The sequence below is a fragment of the Streptomyces sp. MB09-01 genome (assembly GCF_033794505.1).
Lineage (GTDB): Bacteria > Actinomycetota > Actinomycetes > Streptomycetales > Streptomycetaceae > Streptomyces.
Window position 1 is genome coordinate 19,844 of the sequence record NZ_JARAYQ010000071.1, and the last position, 14,962, is coordinate 34,805.

14 protein-coding genes are annotated in these 14,962 nt (G+C 70.8%); 9 read left to right on the top strand and 5 right to left on the bottom strand.

Annotation, left to right across the window (positions count from 1 at the left end; translation table 11 throughout):
• The first annotated feature begins 21 nt into the window (after nt 1-21).
• Nucleotides 22-2,235 carry an endo-beta-N-acetylglucosaminidase gene (locus tag PV721_RS17140; protein ID WP_319725033.1) on the top strand — a complete coding sequence of 738 codons (2,214 nt, stop codon included), beginning with the start codon at nt 22-24 and terminating at the stop codon, nt 2,233-2,235.
• Between the two features lie 17 nt (nt 2,236-2,252).
• Here the strand turns inward: PV721_RS17140 and PV721_RS17145 are convergent, their stop codons facing one another.
• Complete coding sequence (locus tag PV721_RS17145; RefSeq protein WP_319725035.1) at nt 2,253-3,665, bottom strand: HAMP domain-containing sensor histidine kinase; 1,413 nt, start codon at nt 3,663-3,665, stop codon at nt 2,253-2,255.
• Between the two features lie 12 nt (nt 3,666-3,677).
• Nucleotides 3,678-4,403: a response regulator transcription factor gene (locus tag PV721_RS17150; RefSeq protein WP_319725037.1), complete on the bottom strand. Its 726-nt coding sequence runs from the start codon at nt 4,401-4,403 to the stop codon at nt 3,678-3,680.
• A gap of 297 nt (nt 4,404-4,700) precedes the next feature.
• On the opposite strand from PV721_RS17150, the gene PV721_RS17155 reads away from it, so the two are divergent.
• From PV721_RS17155 to PV721_RS17185, 8 genes are all read left to right on the top strand, one after another.
• The gene (locus tag PV721_RS17155; RefSeq protein WP_319725039.1) at nt 4,701-5,486 is read left to right on the top strand and encodes an amino acid ABC transporter ATP-binding protein; all 786 of its coding nucleotides are present in this window, start codon (nt 4,701-4,703) and stop codon (nt 5,484-5,486) included.
• Nucleotides 5,487-5,604: 118 nt separating this feature from the next.
• Nucleotides 5,605-6,459, top strand: a complete 855-nt coding sequence (locus tag PV721_RS17160) for a glutamate ABC transporter substrate-binding protein (RefSeq protein WP_319725041.1) — start codon at nt 5,605-5,607, stop codon at nt 6,457-6,459.
• A gap of 83 nt (nt 6,460-6,542) precedes the next feature.
• Nucleotides 6,543-7,217, top strand: coding sequence for an amino acid ABC transporter permease (locus tag PV721_RS17165; protein WP_319725043.1), 675 nt, complete (start codon nt 6,543-6,545; stop codon nt 7,215-7,217).
• Nucleotides 7,214-8,110 carry an amino acid ABC transporter permease gene (locus PV721_RS17170; RefSeq protein ID WP_319725045.1) on the top strand — a complete coding sequence of 299 codons (897 nt, stop codon included), beginning with the start codon at nt 7,214-7,216 and terminating at the stop codon, nt 8,108-8,110. The genes PV721_RS17165 and PV721_RS17170 overlap by 4 nt, the downstream gene beginning before the upstream one ends.
• Before the next feature lie 1,946 nt (nt 8,111-10,056).
• Nucleotides 10,057-11,631, top strand: a complete 1,575-nt coding sequence (locus PV721_RS17175; RefSeq protein WP_319725047.1) for an FAD-dependent monooxygenase — start codon at nt 10,057-10,059, stop codon at nt 11,629-11,631.
• Nucleotides 11,632-11,663: 32 nt separating this feature from the next.
• Entirely contained in the window at nt 11,664-11,750 is an 87-nt protein-coding gene (locus PV721_RS43930) for a putative leader peptide (protein WP_311318651.1), read from the top strand.
• A 78-nt stretch (nt 11,751-11,828) separates the two neighbouring features.
• The gene (locus PV721_RS17180) at nt 11,829-12,377 is read left to right on the top strand and encodes a cysteine dioxygenase (RefSeq protein ID WP_319725049.1); all 549 of its coding nucleotides are present in this window, start codon (nt 11,829-11,831) and stop codon (nt 12,375-12,377) included.
• Nucleotides 12,368-12,763, top strand: coding sequence for a rhodanese-like domain-containing protein (locus PV721_RS17185; protein WP_319725060.1), 396 nt, complete (start codon nt 12,368-12,370; stop codon nt 12,761-12,763). The genes PV721_RS17180 and PV721_RS17185 overlap by 10 nt, the downstream gene beginning before the upstream one ends.
• Nucleotides 12,764-12,899: 136 nt before the next feature.
• Here the strand turns inward: PV721_RS17185 and recX are convergent, their stop codons facing one another.
• From recX to PV721_RS17200, 3 genes are all read right to left on the bottom strand, one after another.
• The gene (gene recX / locus PV721_RS17190; protein ID WP_416371119.1) at nt 12,900-13,466 is read right to left on the bottom strand and encodes a recombination regulator RecX; all 567 of its coding nucleotides are present in this window, start codon (nt 13,464-13,466) and stop codon (nt 12,900-12,902) included.
• A gap of 3 nt (nt 13,467-13,469) precedes the next feature.
• Entirely contained in the window at nt 13,470-14,579 is a 1,110-nt protein-coding gene (gene recA, locus PV721_RS17195; RefSeq protein ID WP_319725051.1) for a recombinase RecA, read from the bottom strand.
• Between the two features lie 193 nt (nt 14,580-14,772).
• The coding region (locus PV721_RS17200; RefSeq protein ID WP_319725054.1) for a hypothetical protein at nt 14,773-14,962 on the bottom strand (190 nt) is incomplete at its 5' end.

Sequence of the window (14,962 nt, forward strand, 5' to 3'; positions counted from 1 at the left end):
TCCCCTCGTGAGGAGCCCCGTATGGCCGAGACCGACGAGACCGGCGAGACCTGCGCGATCAGAGAGACGGGCACCGAAGGCGGCCCCCGTACGCCGGTGGCCGCGCCCGTACGGCCGTCCCGGCGCGCGGTGCTGGCCGCCGGAGCCGGGGCCGCCGCGCTGCTGGGCGCGGCGGGCGAGGCCCCGTACGCCCACGCCGCGCCGGCGCCCGCCGCCCCCGACGCCGCGACGCCGCCGGCCCCGGCCGACCTGGCCCCGTACGCCTCGTACTGGTTCCCGGACACCCTCCCGGCGGGGACCCCCGGCCCCGGGACCGTGTGGCGCTCGCTCCTCCGGTGGAGCCCGGAGCGGGACCCCGATCTGGCCCACAACACCGCGGCCGTGCCCTTGGCCCAGCGGTTCACCCCGGTCCCGGCGCACCGGGACGCCCGGGCCGGCCAGGCCCGCATCGCCTCCCTCGTCTCCTTCGGGCCCACCGCCGGGAACCCCTCCCAGGGCTCCCCGACCGCCGACTACTACGCACTCACGCACTGGGCGTACATCGACGAGCTGGTCTTCTGGGGCGGCTCCGCCGGCGAGGGCATCGTGCTCGCCCCGAACGGGCCCGTGGTCGACGCCGCCCACCGCAACGGGGTCCGGGTGCTGGGCAACGTGTTCCTGCCGCCCGTCGCCTACGGCGGCGACCTCCAGTGGACCCGCGACCTGGTGCAGCGGGACGCCCTCGGCCGGTTCCCGCTCGCGGACAAGCTCGTCCAGGTGGCGCGGACGTACGGCTTCGACGGCTGGTTCGTGAATGCCGAGACGGACGGCGGCGACAGCGCACTCGCCGCCCGGATGCGGGAGTTCCTGCGCGCGCTGCGGGCCGCGGGCGCGCCGCACGGGCTGCGCATCACCTGGTACGACGCCATGAACGCCACCGGGCGGGTGGGCTGGCAGGGCGCCCTCAACCAGCTCAACCAGGAGTTCTTCGAGGACCGGGCCGGGAAGGTCGCGGACACGATGTTCGTGGACTTCCGCTGGACGGCGCAGACCCTGGCGGCGTCGGGCGCGCTCGCCGACCGGCTGGGCCGCTCCCGCCACGAGCTGTGGGCGGCCGTGGACACGGAGTCCCGCGGCTGGGACTCGGCCGTCGCCTGGGACGCGATCATCCCGCGCGACCGCGAGCACGTCGTCAGCTACGGCTTCTACCGGCCCGAGTGGACCCGCAACCACCTCACCGACCGTTCCCCCGGCACGTTCCACCGAGCCGACGACCTGTTCTGGACGGGTGAGTCCCTGGACCCGTCGAAGCCCGCACCCGACTCCGCCTCCGCCCCCGGGTCCGCGTCCGCGTCGGGCTGGCGGGCCCCGGCCACGGCGGTCGCCGACCGGTCCACGGTCACCGGGCTCCCCTTCGCCTGCTCCTTCAACACCGGGCACGGGCTGCGCTGGTACGAGAACGGCCAGGCCGTCTCCGACGCGCCCTGGAACCACCTCGGGCTCCAGGACCGGCTCCCGGGCCGCCGCTGGGTGGTGGACACGGCCGGCGAACGCCCCTCCGTCACCCTGGACTTCGCGGACGCCTGGCGCGGCGGCTCCAGCCTGCTGGTCGCGGGCGCCCTGACCGCCCCGGCGGTCATCGGGCTGCACTCCACGCGGCTGCCGCTGACCCGCGGGAGCGTCCTGGAGCTGGTGCACGCCGGCGGGTCGGGGCCGGTCGCGGTGGAGGTCGGCGTGGCCACCCGCGAGCCCGCCGCCCCCGGCGGGCCGGTCCCGTACACGTGGCTGCCCGCCGGAAGCACGGGCAGCGGGCAGGGCTGGCGCACGGCGCGGGCCGGGCTCGCGCCGCTGGCGGGGAGGACCGCGTACGCCCTGGCCGTACGGATCACCGCGCTCGGGCCGGAGCCGGTGGTGTGGCGGCTCGGCGCCCTGTCGGTGCACGACGCTCCCCGCCCCGGCCGCCCGGCCCCGCCCACCGCGCCGGCCGTCACCGCCTCGGCCCGGCAGGACGGAAAGGCCTGGCTCCGCCTGTCCTGGCGCGCCGCGGCCGGCCCGCACCGGCAGCCGCGCCACTACGAGGTGTCGCGCGTCCTGCCCGACGGCACCCGCCGTTTCCTCGGCGGCACCTGCGGCACCGCCCTCTACCTCCCGGCCGTCCCGCGGGCCGGGCGGGAGCGTGCGGCCGCCTTCGAGGTCCGGGCCGTTGACGAGCTGTACGCGGCCTCGGCCCCGGCACGCACCACGCTCGTCTGGTAGCGGCCGGGCCAGGCCGTCTAGACGCCGTGGGGACCGGTGCGCGGCACCGACACGGTCACCCGCAGCCCGTGCGGCGGGTTCGTCTCGTACGAGAGGGACCCGCCGCCGGCGGCGAGCAGCGCGCGGGAGATCGACAGGCCGAGCCCGGAGCCCTTGATGTTCTGGTGGCGGCCGCTGCGCCAGAAGCGGTCGCCCACGCGGAGCAGCTCCTCCTCGGTGAGGCCGGGTCCGCGGTCGGCGACGACGACGCGGACGACGCGCCCCTCGGCGGCGACCGAGACCTCGACCTCCTCACCCTCGGGGGTGAACTTGAGGGCGTTGTCGATGACGGCGTCGAGCGCGCTGGACAGGGCGATGGGGTCGGCCCAGCCGGTGACGGCGGTCCGGCCCGTCTCGATGAGGCCTACGCCCTTCTCCTCCGCGTACGGGCGCCACGCGGCGACCCGCTCGGCCGTCAGCGCCCCGATGTCGGTGAGGCTGATCTCGGCGGAGGCGTGCTCGGCCAGCGCCAGGTCCAGGAGATCGTCCAGCACCTGGGTCAGGCGCTTGCCCTCGGTGCGTACGGAGGCGATCTCCTCGTTGCCCTCGGGCAGTTCGAGGGCGAGCAGCTCGATCCGCAGGAGCAGCGCCGCGAGCGGGTTGCGCAGCTGGTGGGAGGCGTCGGCGACGAACGCCCGCTGTTGCTCCAGTACCTCTTCGACGTTGTCGGCCATCTCGTTGAACGAACGGGCCAGGCGTTGGAGTTCCGGGGGCCCGCCGGCGGCCGCGACGCGCGAGTTCATCCGTCCGGTGGCGATGCCGTGGGCGGCCGCGTCCAGGGTCTGCACGGGCTTGAGCACCCAGCTGGTGAGCTTCAGGGCGGCGCCGAAGGCGACCAGCATGGCGGCGGCGAGGCCGCCCGCGATGAGCAGCCAGCCCTGCAGGATCCGGCCGCGCATCAGGTCGGTCGGGGAGTCGGTGGCGACGACCGCGACCACGTCGCCGTCGAGGACGACCGGGGAGACGACGAGCAGCCGGCCGTCGGTCTGCCAGGGCCACACCTGCGGCGGGTCGTGGCTGCGCCGGCCGGCGAGGGCCTCCTCGAAGGCGCGGCGGCCCTCGCCGGACTCCGGGAGCTGCCACCAGCTGGGCGAGCGGGCCATGTCGTTGTCGTCGCGGTAGAAGATGCCGACGCGGATGCCGTACAGCTCCTGGTAGCGGGCGAGTTCGACCTGGAGGGTCTCGCGGCGCGCGTCGGCGCCGGTGGATCCGGAGCCCTGGGCGTCGATGACGAGCTGGGCGAGGGCGCCGAACCGGGCGCTGTCGTCGATGCGGTCGACCACCACCCGCTGCTGCTGTCCGGCGGCCAGGCTCACAGCGAGCGGGAAGCCCAGCGCGAGCAGCGTGCCCGCCATCAGGATGACGAGCAGCGGGAGCAATCGGGCGCGCACGGCAGAGGACCCCTAGGGGGCGGTCGGGGCGGACGGAGTGACGAGCCGGTAGCCCACCCCGCGGACGGTTTCGATCAGGGCGGGCATGCGCAGCTTGGAGCGCAGGGAGGCGACGTGGACCTCCAGGGTGCGCCCGGTCCCCTCCCAGCTGGTGCGCCACACCTCGCTGATGATCTGTTCGCGGCGGAAGACGACACCGGGCCGCTGCGCGAGCAGGGCCAGCAGGTCGAACTCCTTGCGGGTGAGCGGCACGTCGGCGCCGTCCACGCTGACCCGGCGGTTGGGCAGCTCGATGCTGACGGGGCCGAGCCGGACCGTGGCGGGCGTACCGGTCCCGGTGGCCGCGGCCTCCTCGGAGGCACCCGTGCGCCGGGCGACGGCGTGGATGCGGGCGAGGAGCTCGCCGGTGTCGTAGGGCTTGACGACGTAGTCGTCGGCACCCATGTTCAGCCCGTGGATGCGGGAGCGTACGTCGGCGCGGGCGGTCACCATGATGACGGGGGTGGCGGTGCGCTTGCGGATCTTGCCGCACACCTCGTATCCGTCCTGGTCGGGCAGGCCGAGGTCGAGCAGGATCACCCCGTAGGGAGACGCGCCGGGCAAGGGCCCGGCGGGCAGCAGCGCCTGCAGGGCTTCCTCGCCGCTGCGGGCGTGGGTGACCTGGAAGCCGTGCCGGGCGAGGATCGCGGACAGGGCGGCGGCGACGTGATCGTCGTCCTCGACGAGCAGCAGTCTCATGGCGTCCCCCTTTCCTCTTCTCGCTCGCGGGCTTCCCCGGGCATGGTCACACGGATGGCCAAAGGGTGGCCATCATGCATACACGCCGATGCGGAGTCCCACGTCAAGGGGGTTCCGCCGCGGCGCGCCTTCCGTTATGCACCCGGTACGCGCCGCGTCCGGCCGCGCCGGGGCCGCGCACGGAGCGTATCCGGGGGAAGCCGGATCGTTATGCTCAATTCTCCCTCAGATGTGATGACGTTGTGGACGTGACGTCACTACTGTCCTCCCAACCGAGGAGGACGGAGCAAGAAGCCGATGAGCGGAGTATCAGTGACCAAGGACGTGCAGGACGCGGCCGGTGCCGCGGACGACCTGGTCGTACTGAGCAACGTCAACAAGCACTTCGGCGCGCTGCACGTGCTTCAGGACGTCGATCTGAGCATTGCCCGCGGTGAGGTAGTCGTCGTGATCGGTCCCTCGGGATCGGGCAAGTCCACGCTGTGCCGGACGATCAACCGTCTGGAGACCATCGACTCGGGCACCATCACGCTCGACGGCAAGGAGCTGCCCTCGGAGGGCAGGGAGCTGGCCCGGCTGCGCGCCGACGTCGGCATGGTCTTCCAGTCGTTCAATCTCTTCGCGCACAAGACGGTGCTGGAGAACGTCATGCTGGGCCAGATCAAGGTCCGCAAGACCGACGGGGCCGCGGCGCGCGAGAAGGCGGTGGCCCTGCTGGACCGGGTGGGCGTCGGCTCGCAGGCCGACAAGTACCCGGCGCAGCTCTCCGGCGGCCAGCAGCAGCGCGTGGCGATCGCCCGGGCGCTGGCCATGGAGCCGAAGGTCATGCTGTTCGACGAGCCGACCTCGGCTCTCGACCCGGAGATGATCAACGAGGTGCTGGAGGTCATGCAGCAGCTCGCCCGTGAGGGGATGACCATGGTGGTCGTCACGCACGAGATGGGCTTCGCCCGCTCTGCCGCCAACCGGGTCGTCTTCATGGCCGACGGAAAGATCGTCGAAGAGGCCACTCCCGAGCAGTTCTTCAGCAACCCGCGCAGTGACCGCGCCAAGGACTTCCTGTCGAAGATCCTGCACCACTGAGGGTCTCGTCTGGTAGTCATCCGTATGCGGATCGCCGCCGGAACGGTTCCTGTCGGCCGCGCGTACGCCGTAAGCGTCGCTCGTCGTTCAACAACGTCTCATCCGAGGGAAGTTCACCATGAAGATCTCCAAGGCCGCTGCGGCCGCGGCCGTCGCCGTAGCCCTTGCCCTGACCGCGACCGCCTGTGGCGGCAGCGAGAAGGACGCCGCCAGTGACGGCGGTGCGTCCGGTGGCGCCAAGACGGACAAGATCGTCGTCGGCATCAAGTACGACCAGCCCGGTCTGGGCCTGAAGACCCCGGACGGCAAGTTCACGGGCTTCGACGTCGACGTCGCCACCTACGTCGCCAAGGAGCTCGGCTACCAGCCGAACCAGATCGAGTTCAAGCAGGCCGTCAGCGCCGAGCGCGAGAACCTGATCAAGAACGGCGACGTGAAGTTCATCGTCGCGACCTACTCGATCAACGACAAGCGCAAGGAGCAGGTCGACTTCGCCGGCCCGTACTTCCTCGCACACCAGGACCTGCTGGTCCGCTCCGACGACACGAGCATCACCAAGGTCGAGGACCTGAACAAGAAGAAGCTCTGCTCGGTCACCGGCTCCACCTCTGCGCAGAACATCAAGAAGACCCTGGCCCCCGAGGCCGACCTGCAGGAGTACCCCGGCTACTCCGACTGCCTCACCGGCCTGGAGAACAAGGCCGTGGACGCGCTGACGACGGACAACTCGATCCTGGCCGGCTACGCCGCGCAGGAGAAGAACAAGGGCAAGTTCAAGCTTGTCGGCCTGAGCATGAGCAACGAGAACTACGGCATCGGTCTGAAGAAGGGCGACAAGGAGCTCCAGACCAAGATCAACGCCGCGCTCAAGAAGATGGTCGAGGACGGCAGCTGGCAGAAGGCCGTGGACGCGAACCTCGGCCCGGCCAACTTCAAGAGCGAGCCTGCCCCGCAGATCACCGAAGGCAGCTGATTCATCGGTGAGGAGCGTCGCCGCCCGCCTGCCGCGGGCGGCGGCGCACCTCACCGGCCATCCTGGGGAGAGCGCAGGGCATCGTGTTCGATTTTCTTGATTCCGGGCAGTACGACGTGCTCGGAGCCTTCTGGGTGACGGTTCAGCTCACCCTCTATTCGGCGGTCGGATCTCTGATCTGGGGCACCGTCCTGGCCGGGATGCGGGTCAGCCCGGTCCCGCTTCTGCGGGGCTTCGGCACCGCGTACGTCCACCTGGTACGCAACACGCCGCTGACCGTGCTGATCCTCGCCTGCTCGCTGGGCCTGTACCAGACCCTCGGCATCAACCTGGGCGGCGACACGTCCAAGGAGACCGGCTTCCGGCTCGCGGTCCTCGGTCTGATCGCCTACACCGGCACCTTCGTGTGCGAGGCCCTGCGCTCCGGCATCAACACGGTGCCCGTCGGCCAGGCCGAGGCGGCCCGCGCACTGGGGCTGAGTTTCTTCCAGGTACTCCGCCTGATCGTGCTCCCCCAGGCCTTCCGGGCGGTCGTCGCACCGCTCACCAACGTGCTGATCGCCCTTACCAAGAACACCACGGTGGCGGCGACCATCGGCGTGGCCGAAGCGGCCCTGCTGATGAAGGAAATGATCGAGAACGAGGCGGACGCGCTCTTCGCCGTCTTCGGGGTCTTCGCCCTCGGCTTCGTACTGCTGACCCTGCCCACCGGTCTGCTGCTGGGCTGGGTTTCCAAGCGAGTGGCGGTGAAGCGATGACCTCCGTGCTGTACGACGCCCCCGGCCCCAGGGCCAAGGCGCGCAACTGGATCTACAGCGGGATCTTCGTCGTGCTGTTCGGGCTCGTCCTGTGGTGGGTGCTGTCCCTCATGGGCGAGAAGAACCAGCTCGACGCCGACAAGTGGACCCCCTTCGTCACTGACAGCCAGGTCTGGACCACCTTCCTGATTCCCGGCCTGCTGGAGACCCTCAAGGCCGGCGCGCTCGCCATGGTGATCGCCCTACCGCTGGGTGCGCTCCTGGGCATCGGCCGACTGTCGGACCACGCGTGGGTGCGGGGGCCGGTCGCCGCTTGGGTTGAGTTCTTCCGCGCCATCCCGGTACTGATGCTGATGCTGTTCGGCAACGCGCTGATGGCGCCGCGGTTCTTGGACGTTCCCTCCGACACCCGGCCCTTCTGGGCCGTGGTCACGGGCCTGGCCCTCTACAACTCGGCCGTCATCGGCGAGATCGTCCGGGCGGGCGTGCTCTCCCTGCCCAGGGGCCAGACCGACGCGGCCAAGGCCATCGGCATGCGCAAGGGCCAGACCATGGTTCACGTGCTGATCCCGCAGGCCGTCACCGCGATGCTGCCAGCCCTGGTGAGCCAGCTCGTGGTGATCCTGAAGGACACCGCCCTCGGCGGCGCCCTGCTCGGCCTCGCCGAGCTGATGTCGACCTACCGGCAGATCTCGGCCAACTACAGCAACACCATCGCCACCCTCTTCGTGATCGCGCTGATCTACATCGTGGTGAACTTCGTCCTCACCACCTTCGCCTCCCAGCTGGAAGGCCGGCTGCGGAAGTCGAAGAAGAGCACCGGCGCCGTCGTCGCGGGCGACGTGGCCGAGGTCGACGCGGGCGGCGCGGCCGGCGTGGGCGAGGCCCCCTGACACCTGGTCAGTACACTGGTATAGCAAGTGTGGTGCGGCGGGATTCATCCGCCGCACCACACGCATGTCTGGGTCTTGCGAGACTCGACACAGGTACCTCCAGCGGGTACACACTGCCCCCACCTTGGCCGGCCGGGGCGTGCCTGCCGTCATGCTCGACGAGGGGCCGAGAAAGATCTCCCTCAACCGGCACGCACCGTCGCCCTTCACACCACAACGCCGCCACAGAGCGGCTGAGATGTACAACATCGCGACGAAGGCGTGCACTAGGCGACCTGGCGCACCATGGGCTCCGGACACCACCGCATCACTTCGTGTGAGCCCGGATGGCCCCGCTGCACTCGCTGACAAACGGGCTGCGCGACACCGCTACAACGCCGGGGCCGTGCCTCCGCTGGGCCACGCGTCCACCGGCACCACGCCGACTTCCGTGACCAGGTAGAGCGCAGTCCTGCATGCCAGCGCCGAGTTCGCGCGCACTGCTAGGTGCCCTTGCGCCCTGCGTAAGTTCCAGAGCTCATGAGGAACGTACTACTGCCTAAGACACTCCGAGCGCATTGCCGACGGCCGTCAACCAACTGGCCACGCCCAGGCAACTCGCTCGGTTCATCACCTTCGCTCGGCGCTCCTCCAGACTGCCCAACTCATGGCCGTCACCATGCAGGTGAACGGTCCGTACCCGACGAAAAGAGCAGGGGCTGCCAGCACAGGCATGCGCAAAGTATTGGTGCCCCATCGAGAATCCCGATGGGGCACCACATCTGTGGCCGACGACGGACCTTACGATCGGAAGCCGGATGAGCGGTGCACCTGCTAGTAGGACCTGGTCCAGAACGCGCCACCAATGACGTAAGTCATCGGCGGACAGAAGGCGAAGGAAATACCGCTGCCGGACCAGGAGTTCGAATCCCACTCGATGACCGGGTCGCCGTTATACGGCTGACATTTGGCGACCGCCTTCCATCGTCCGCCATTGCTGGAGGAACAGCTGGCTGCCCGACCGTTGCTCTCGGGGACAGTCCAGCTCGAACAGCCGTCCGGCCAGCCCGCGGGAGCCGCAGTGGCCGTTCCCTGGAGTCCGACGCATGCCATCGCCACAGCGGCCAGCGCCACGAACGTCCTCTTCATTACCACTGATCCTTTCCCAGTACTCAGAAAACTCAGGTGTTGTTGTGGACGGATGTCTCAATCCCTGCGGAGGTGGCTCGATAGGAGTGCTGGCAGTACGCGATAGAGGTGCCCCACTGCTTCCACGGCCCATAAAAATTCGCAACCTGGCCGTTCTCGGCGTCGGTACATAAGACATAAGCTCGGTTGGAGCCGCCGTTATGACTGCTGCAACTGGCGACCGCCCCCCAGTGACCGGGTACTTCCTTCTTGCAGCCGGCGCGACGACCCGTAGCCGCGGCCGATGCAGTAGTCACAGCACCGAGCGAGAAGACACCGGCAAGCAGCAACCCGGTCGCGGGAACTACGACAGCTCGAAGGCGAGTACGCTTCAGCAACTTTCTTCACCTACTTCCCAGAACGGAAGACCCTTCAGGGGTCAACCAAAGCCATAGAGTTAACGGCATCGATTGCAGCCGCACCCTCCTCGCGCAACGGAGGACATCATCCGCCCCCTGCGCACCGACGACAATTCGACACCGATCGCGACTCCGCAAGCAAATACAAATCTCCTGAGGTCTGTTTGAGCCTCCGAAATGAATAGGTCAGTTCCGGAAATTCAATGGCCGGGATTCACCACTACTCAAATGCGCCACATGTCCGACACTGAGCCCCGAGGAGAGGACAGGAGAAATATCTCCGGCATTCGAATGAAATGACACCATGTCCGGAACCTATGATTCCCCTTGTCGGCTCGCCGACGGGGGGCACTTGACGCAGGCACCTCCAATGGGTTGCATACGTTCTGTGATCACATACCGGACATCGGGAGCCACATCATGGACCCGGTGATCGTCGTCGGCGCCGGGCCCGTCGGGCTGTCCCTTGCCCTCGCCCTGGCCGGCCAGGGCGTTCCCTCCGTCGTGCTCGACGAAGGGCCCGGCAAGGAGGAACCGCGGCCTGCCCGTACCGTCGTCCTGCACGCCGACACGGCGGCCATGGCGCACCGGCTGGGCTGCACGACGCTGCGCGACGAGGGGGCGTACTTCGCCGCCTGGCGCACCATGCGGCGCGGCCGGGACGCCCAGCGGATCACCTTCGAGGACCACCCGGCCCCCCTGCACCTGCCGCAGCACGCGCTGACGCGCGGGCTGCGCGACGCCGCCGCGGCCCACCCGCTGGTCCAGCTGGTCACCGAGAGCCGTGTCGACTCCGTGGAACAGGACGACCACGGGGTCACCGCCCACACCCGCGGCGCCGAGACCACGTGGTGGCGCGGAAGTTACCTGGTCGGCTGCGACGGCGCCCGCTCCACCGTGCGCAAACTGCTCGGCATCCGCTTCCCGGGCCGCACCGCCGTCGAACGGCACGCCGTGGCCGCACTGCGCACCGAACTCCCCTGGCCGGGCGAGGCCTTGCTGCACCGCAGCCCGCCGCAGGAGGTCACCTCCCGGCCGCTGCCCGACGGGGTGTGGCGGCTGGACTGGCTGCTCCCGGCCCGCGGGGAGCTGGTGACCCCCGACCTGCTGGTGACCCTGATCCGGGACACCCTCGCGGTGTGGTGCGGGGGCAAGACGCCCCCGTACGACCTCATCGACACCGGGGTCCACACCCTGCACCACCGCCTCGCCCGGCGCTGGCGCGACGGCCGCGCCTTCCTCGCCGGCGACGCCGCGCACCTGCTGGGCGCGCTCGGCACCCAGGGGGTCGAGGAGGGGCTCCGGGACGCGGAGAACCTCGCGTGGAAGCTCTCGCTGGCCTGGCACCACGGAGCGTCCGGGGCCCTGCTCGACAGCTACGAGGGCGAGCGGCGCACCGCGGTCGCCTCCCGGCTGCGCGCGGCCGACCAGGCGATGCCGACGCTGCGGGCCGGCGGCGGCCTGCGCACCTACCTGCCCGGAGCCTCGCGCTCCGCCGAATCCCTCCTCACCGACGGCCACCTGGGGCGCGGGCCGCTGGGCGCGGAGCCGACGTACGCCCCGCCGGTCGCCGTACGCGAGGTGCCGACGGCCACCGAACCGGGCGGTCCGGTGGCGAACGTGCCGGTGACCGCGCCCGACGGGTCGACCGTGCCGCTGCGGGACCTGCTGGGACAGGGCCGGCTGCTGGTGGTCCTGGTCGCCCCGGGCACCGGGGTCTGGGACCGGCGCCACTGGCTCGGCGCCGGGCTGATGCCCCGGCTCGCCGCCGCGGTCAGCGCCCTGCCGGTCCGCACCGACCTGCTGGTCGCGGACTCCTATCCGGGGGCGCCGGCCCACACCGTGCTGCTCGTACGGCCGGACGGGCACCTGGCGGCGACCTTCGCGGGGGTCCGCCCGGCGGAACTGTACGAAGCGGCGGACACGGTCCGGGCGGGCGCGCCCGCGCCCCGGCGAACCGCGCCCTCGGCCACACCGACCGTGGTGATCGATTGACCGTCCTCCCGGACTCGTGGTTCACTCGCCGAATGACCGGCAACGACGTACGCCTGTGGCGGAGGGTCCACATGGACCTGCTCCGCTACGCGGGCTGCGTGTGTCGCCCTTCCTGTTGATTCGCCCTTCCCTCCGCGCGCCCCGTGCCGTCCACCGGCCTGCGCGCACCTCCGCGAACCCAGGAACGGTCCCCCTTCATGTCTGCACCCGCGTCCACCGCACGCCCGTACGCCCCTGAGCCCGTGGCGGCCGGGGGCCCCACGGCCGCCGAACTCCTCGACTTCGCCCTCCGCACCGCCGCCGACCCCGCCGTCGTGGCTTCGCTGCCGCTCGACCCCGAGGGCCGCACCTGGATCCGGCTGGACGGGCCGGGCGGCAGCGAGGCCTGGCTGATCGGCTGGCCGCCGGGCACCGGCACCGGCTGGCACGACCACGCCGAATCGCGGGGCGCGTTCGCCACCGCGCGCGGCCGGCTCACCGAACACTCGCTGACCGTACGGCTGCCCTCGGAGGGCTGGCGGTCGCTGGAGCTGGCCCCCGACGTCGACCACCGCCGCATGCTGGACGCGGGCACCGGACGGGCCTTCGGGCGCCACCACGTGCACGAGGTCCTCAACGAGTCCCCGACCGAGCACGCGGTCTCGGTGCACGCGTACTACCCGCCGCTCCCGCTGATCCGCCGCTACAGCCGCAGCGGCCCGGTGCTCCACCTCGGGCACGTCGAGCGTCCGGCGGACTGGCAGTGAGCGCCCCGGTCGGCATCGACGAGCTTCTGGAGCAGGTCCGCGCGGCCTACACGCGCGTCGGCCCGGAGGAGGCGTACGCCGCCTCCCGCGCCGGCGCCCTGCTGGTGGACATCCGCTACCAGGCCCTGCGCGAGCGCGACGGCCTGATCCCTGGGGCGCTGCTGGTCGAGCGCAACGAGCTGGAGTGGCGCCTGGATCCTCGCGGCAGCCACCGCGCGCCCGAGGCCACGAGCCACGACCTCCAGGTGGTGGTGATCTGCAACGAGGGCTACGCCTCCAGCCTCGCCGCGGCCTCCCTCCACGCCTTGGGCCTCCACCGCGCGACCGACCTGACCGGTGGCTTCCAGGCCTGGAAATCGGCCGGCCTCCCGGTCGCGCCCGCCTGACGCGCCCCCGCGCCCTTCAGGCCGCCGCAAATCCAGCCTCGCCGGCGTTTGAGGCGCGGGGGCGGAGCCCCCGCAACTGCGCCGCACCGGCGGGCTAGCCCTTGGCCGTGGCTACCCCCACCACGGCCCCGGCTGCTCACTCCCCCGGGTACCCGAGCTCGTCGGCGTCCTCGCCCTCCGCCTCCAGCGCACGGCGGACCACCCGCAGGGCCATGCCCTCCGGGTATCCCTTGCGCGCGAGCATCCCGGCGAGGCGCCGGATCCGCTTGTCGCGCTCCAGGCCCCGGGTGGCGCGGAGCTTGCGCTCCACGAGCTCCCGGGCGGTCTGCTCCTCCTGGTCGGAGTCGAGCAGCTCCAGGGCCTCCTCCACGAGGGTCGCGTGCACACCCTTGGTCCGGAGCTCCTGGGCGAGCGCCCGGCGGGCCAAGCCCCGGCCGCGGTGCCGGGACTCGACCCAGGCTCCGGCGAAGGCGGCGTCGTCGATCAGGCCCACCTCCTCGTACCGGGAGAGGACCTGCTGCGACACCTCTTCGGGGATGCCCCGCTTGTGCAGGGCGTCCGCGAGCTGGCGCCGGGTGCGCGGACTCCCCGTGAGCAGGCGCAGGCAGATCGCCCGCGCCTGCTCCTCAGGGCTCTGGAGCAGCAGTTCCTGGCGGTCCTCACGACCGCGCCTGCTCCTGCCGCCCCCTTCCTGCTCCTGCACGGGTCAGCTCTTGGCCACGGCGGCCTTGGCCGTCGTCTTGGCCTTCGACGCGGGCGCGGGCACGGCCGTGGCCTCGGCGGGCGCGGCAGCGGCGGCGTCATCGGCGGCGGCGTCCTTGCGGACACCCACGCCCAGCTTCTCCTTGATCTTCCGCTCGATCTCGTTGGCGAGATCCGGGTTGTCCTTCAGGAAGTTACGGGCGTTCTCCTTGCCCTGGCCGAGCTGGTCGCCCTCGTACGTGTACCAGGCGCCGGCCTTGCGCACGAAGCCGTGCTCCACGCCCATGTCGATCAGTCCGCCCTCGCGGCTGATGCCCTGGCCGTAGAGGATGTCGAACTCGGCCTGCTTGAACGGCGGCGCGACCTTGTTCTTGACCACCTTGACGCGGGTGCGGTTACCGACCGCGTCCGTGCCGTCCTTCAGGGTCTCGATGCGGCGGATGTCGAGGCGTACGGAGGCGTAGAACTTCAGCGCGCGGCCACCGGTGGTGGTCTCCGGCGAGCCGAACATCACACCGATCTTCTCGCGGAGCTGGTTGATGAAGATCGCGGTGGTCTTGGACTGGTTGAGCGCACCGGTGATCTTCCGGAGCGCCTGGCTCATCAGGCGGGCCTGGAGACCCACGTGCGAGTCGCCCATCTCACCCTCGATCTCCGCGCGGGGCACGAGGGCCGCCACGGAGTCGATGACGATCAGGTCGAGGGCGCCGGAGCGGACGAGCATGTCCACGATCTCCAGCGCCTGCTCGCCGGTGTCCGGCTGCGACAGGATGAGGTTGTCGGTGTCCACGCCGAGGGCCTTCGCGTACTCGGGGTCGAGCGCGTGCTCGGCGTCCACGAAGGCGACGGTGCCGCCGGCCTTCTGCGCGTTGGCCACGGCGTGCAGGGTCAGGGTCGTCTTACCGGAGGACTCCGGTCCGTACACCTCGATCACGCGGCCGCGGGGCAGCCCGCCGACGCCGAGCGCGATGTCCAGCGCGGTCGACCCGGTGGGGATGACCTCGATGGGGTCGTTCGGCTTGTCGCCGAGGCGCATGACCGCACCCTTGCCGAATTGCCGTTCAATCTGTGCGAGCGCGGCGTCGAGAGCCTTCTCGCGGTCGGTGCCTGCCATGGGTTCCACCCGGTTTGCTTGAGTCGATCGCTTCACGCCATTGACGCTAATGCCTGCCACTGACAATGCGCCTCCACGACCGGTTCGGCTGTGGATAACTCATCAGAATGGATGTTCGATTTTCCTGTCAAGCGCACCACGCCCACCCCGGCGCCAGGCGTGGCACGGGGGGGCCGCCGCCCCGTCGTCCCGCCTACGCCGGCTCCTCGCGGACGGGAGCCGGCCACTGCAGGGCCTCCCAGTTCTCGGGGACCAGCGGCGCTGGCATCACCAGGGCGAAGCCCCCGGACAGCCCGAAGCCCTGGAACACCCCGCGGCCGGGGGCTTCGCCCTGGTGATGCCACAGCCGCTGGTCCCCGAGAACCTGGCTCTTATACAACTCT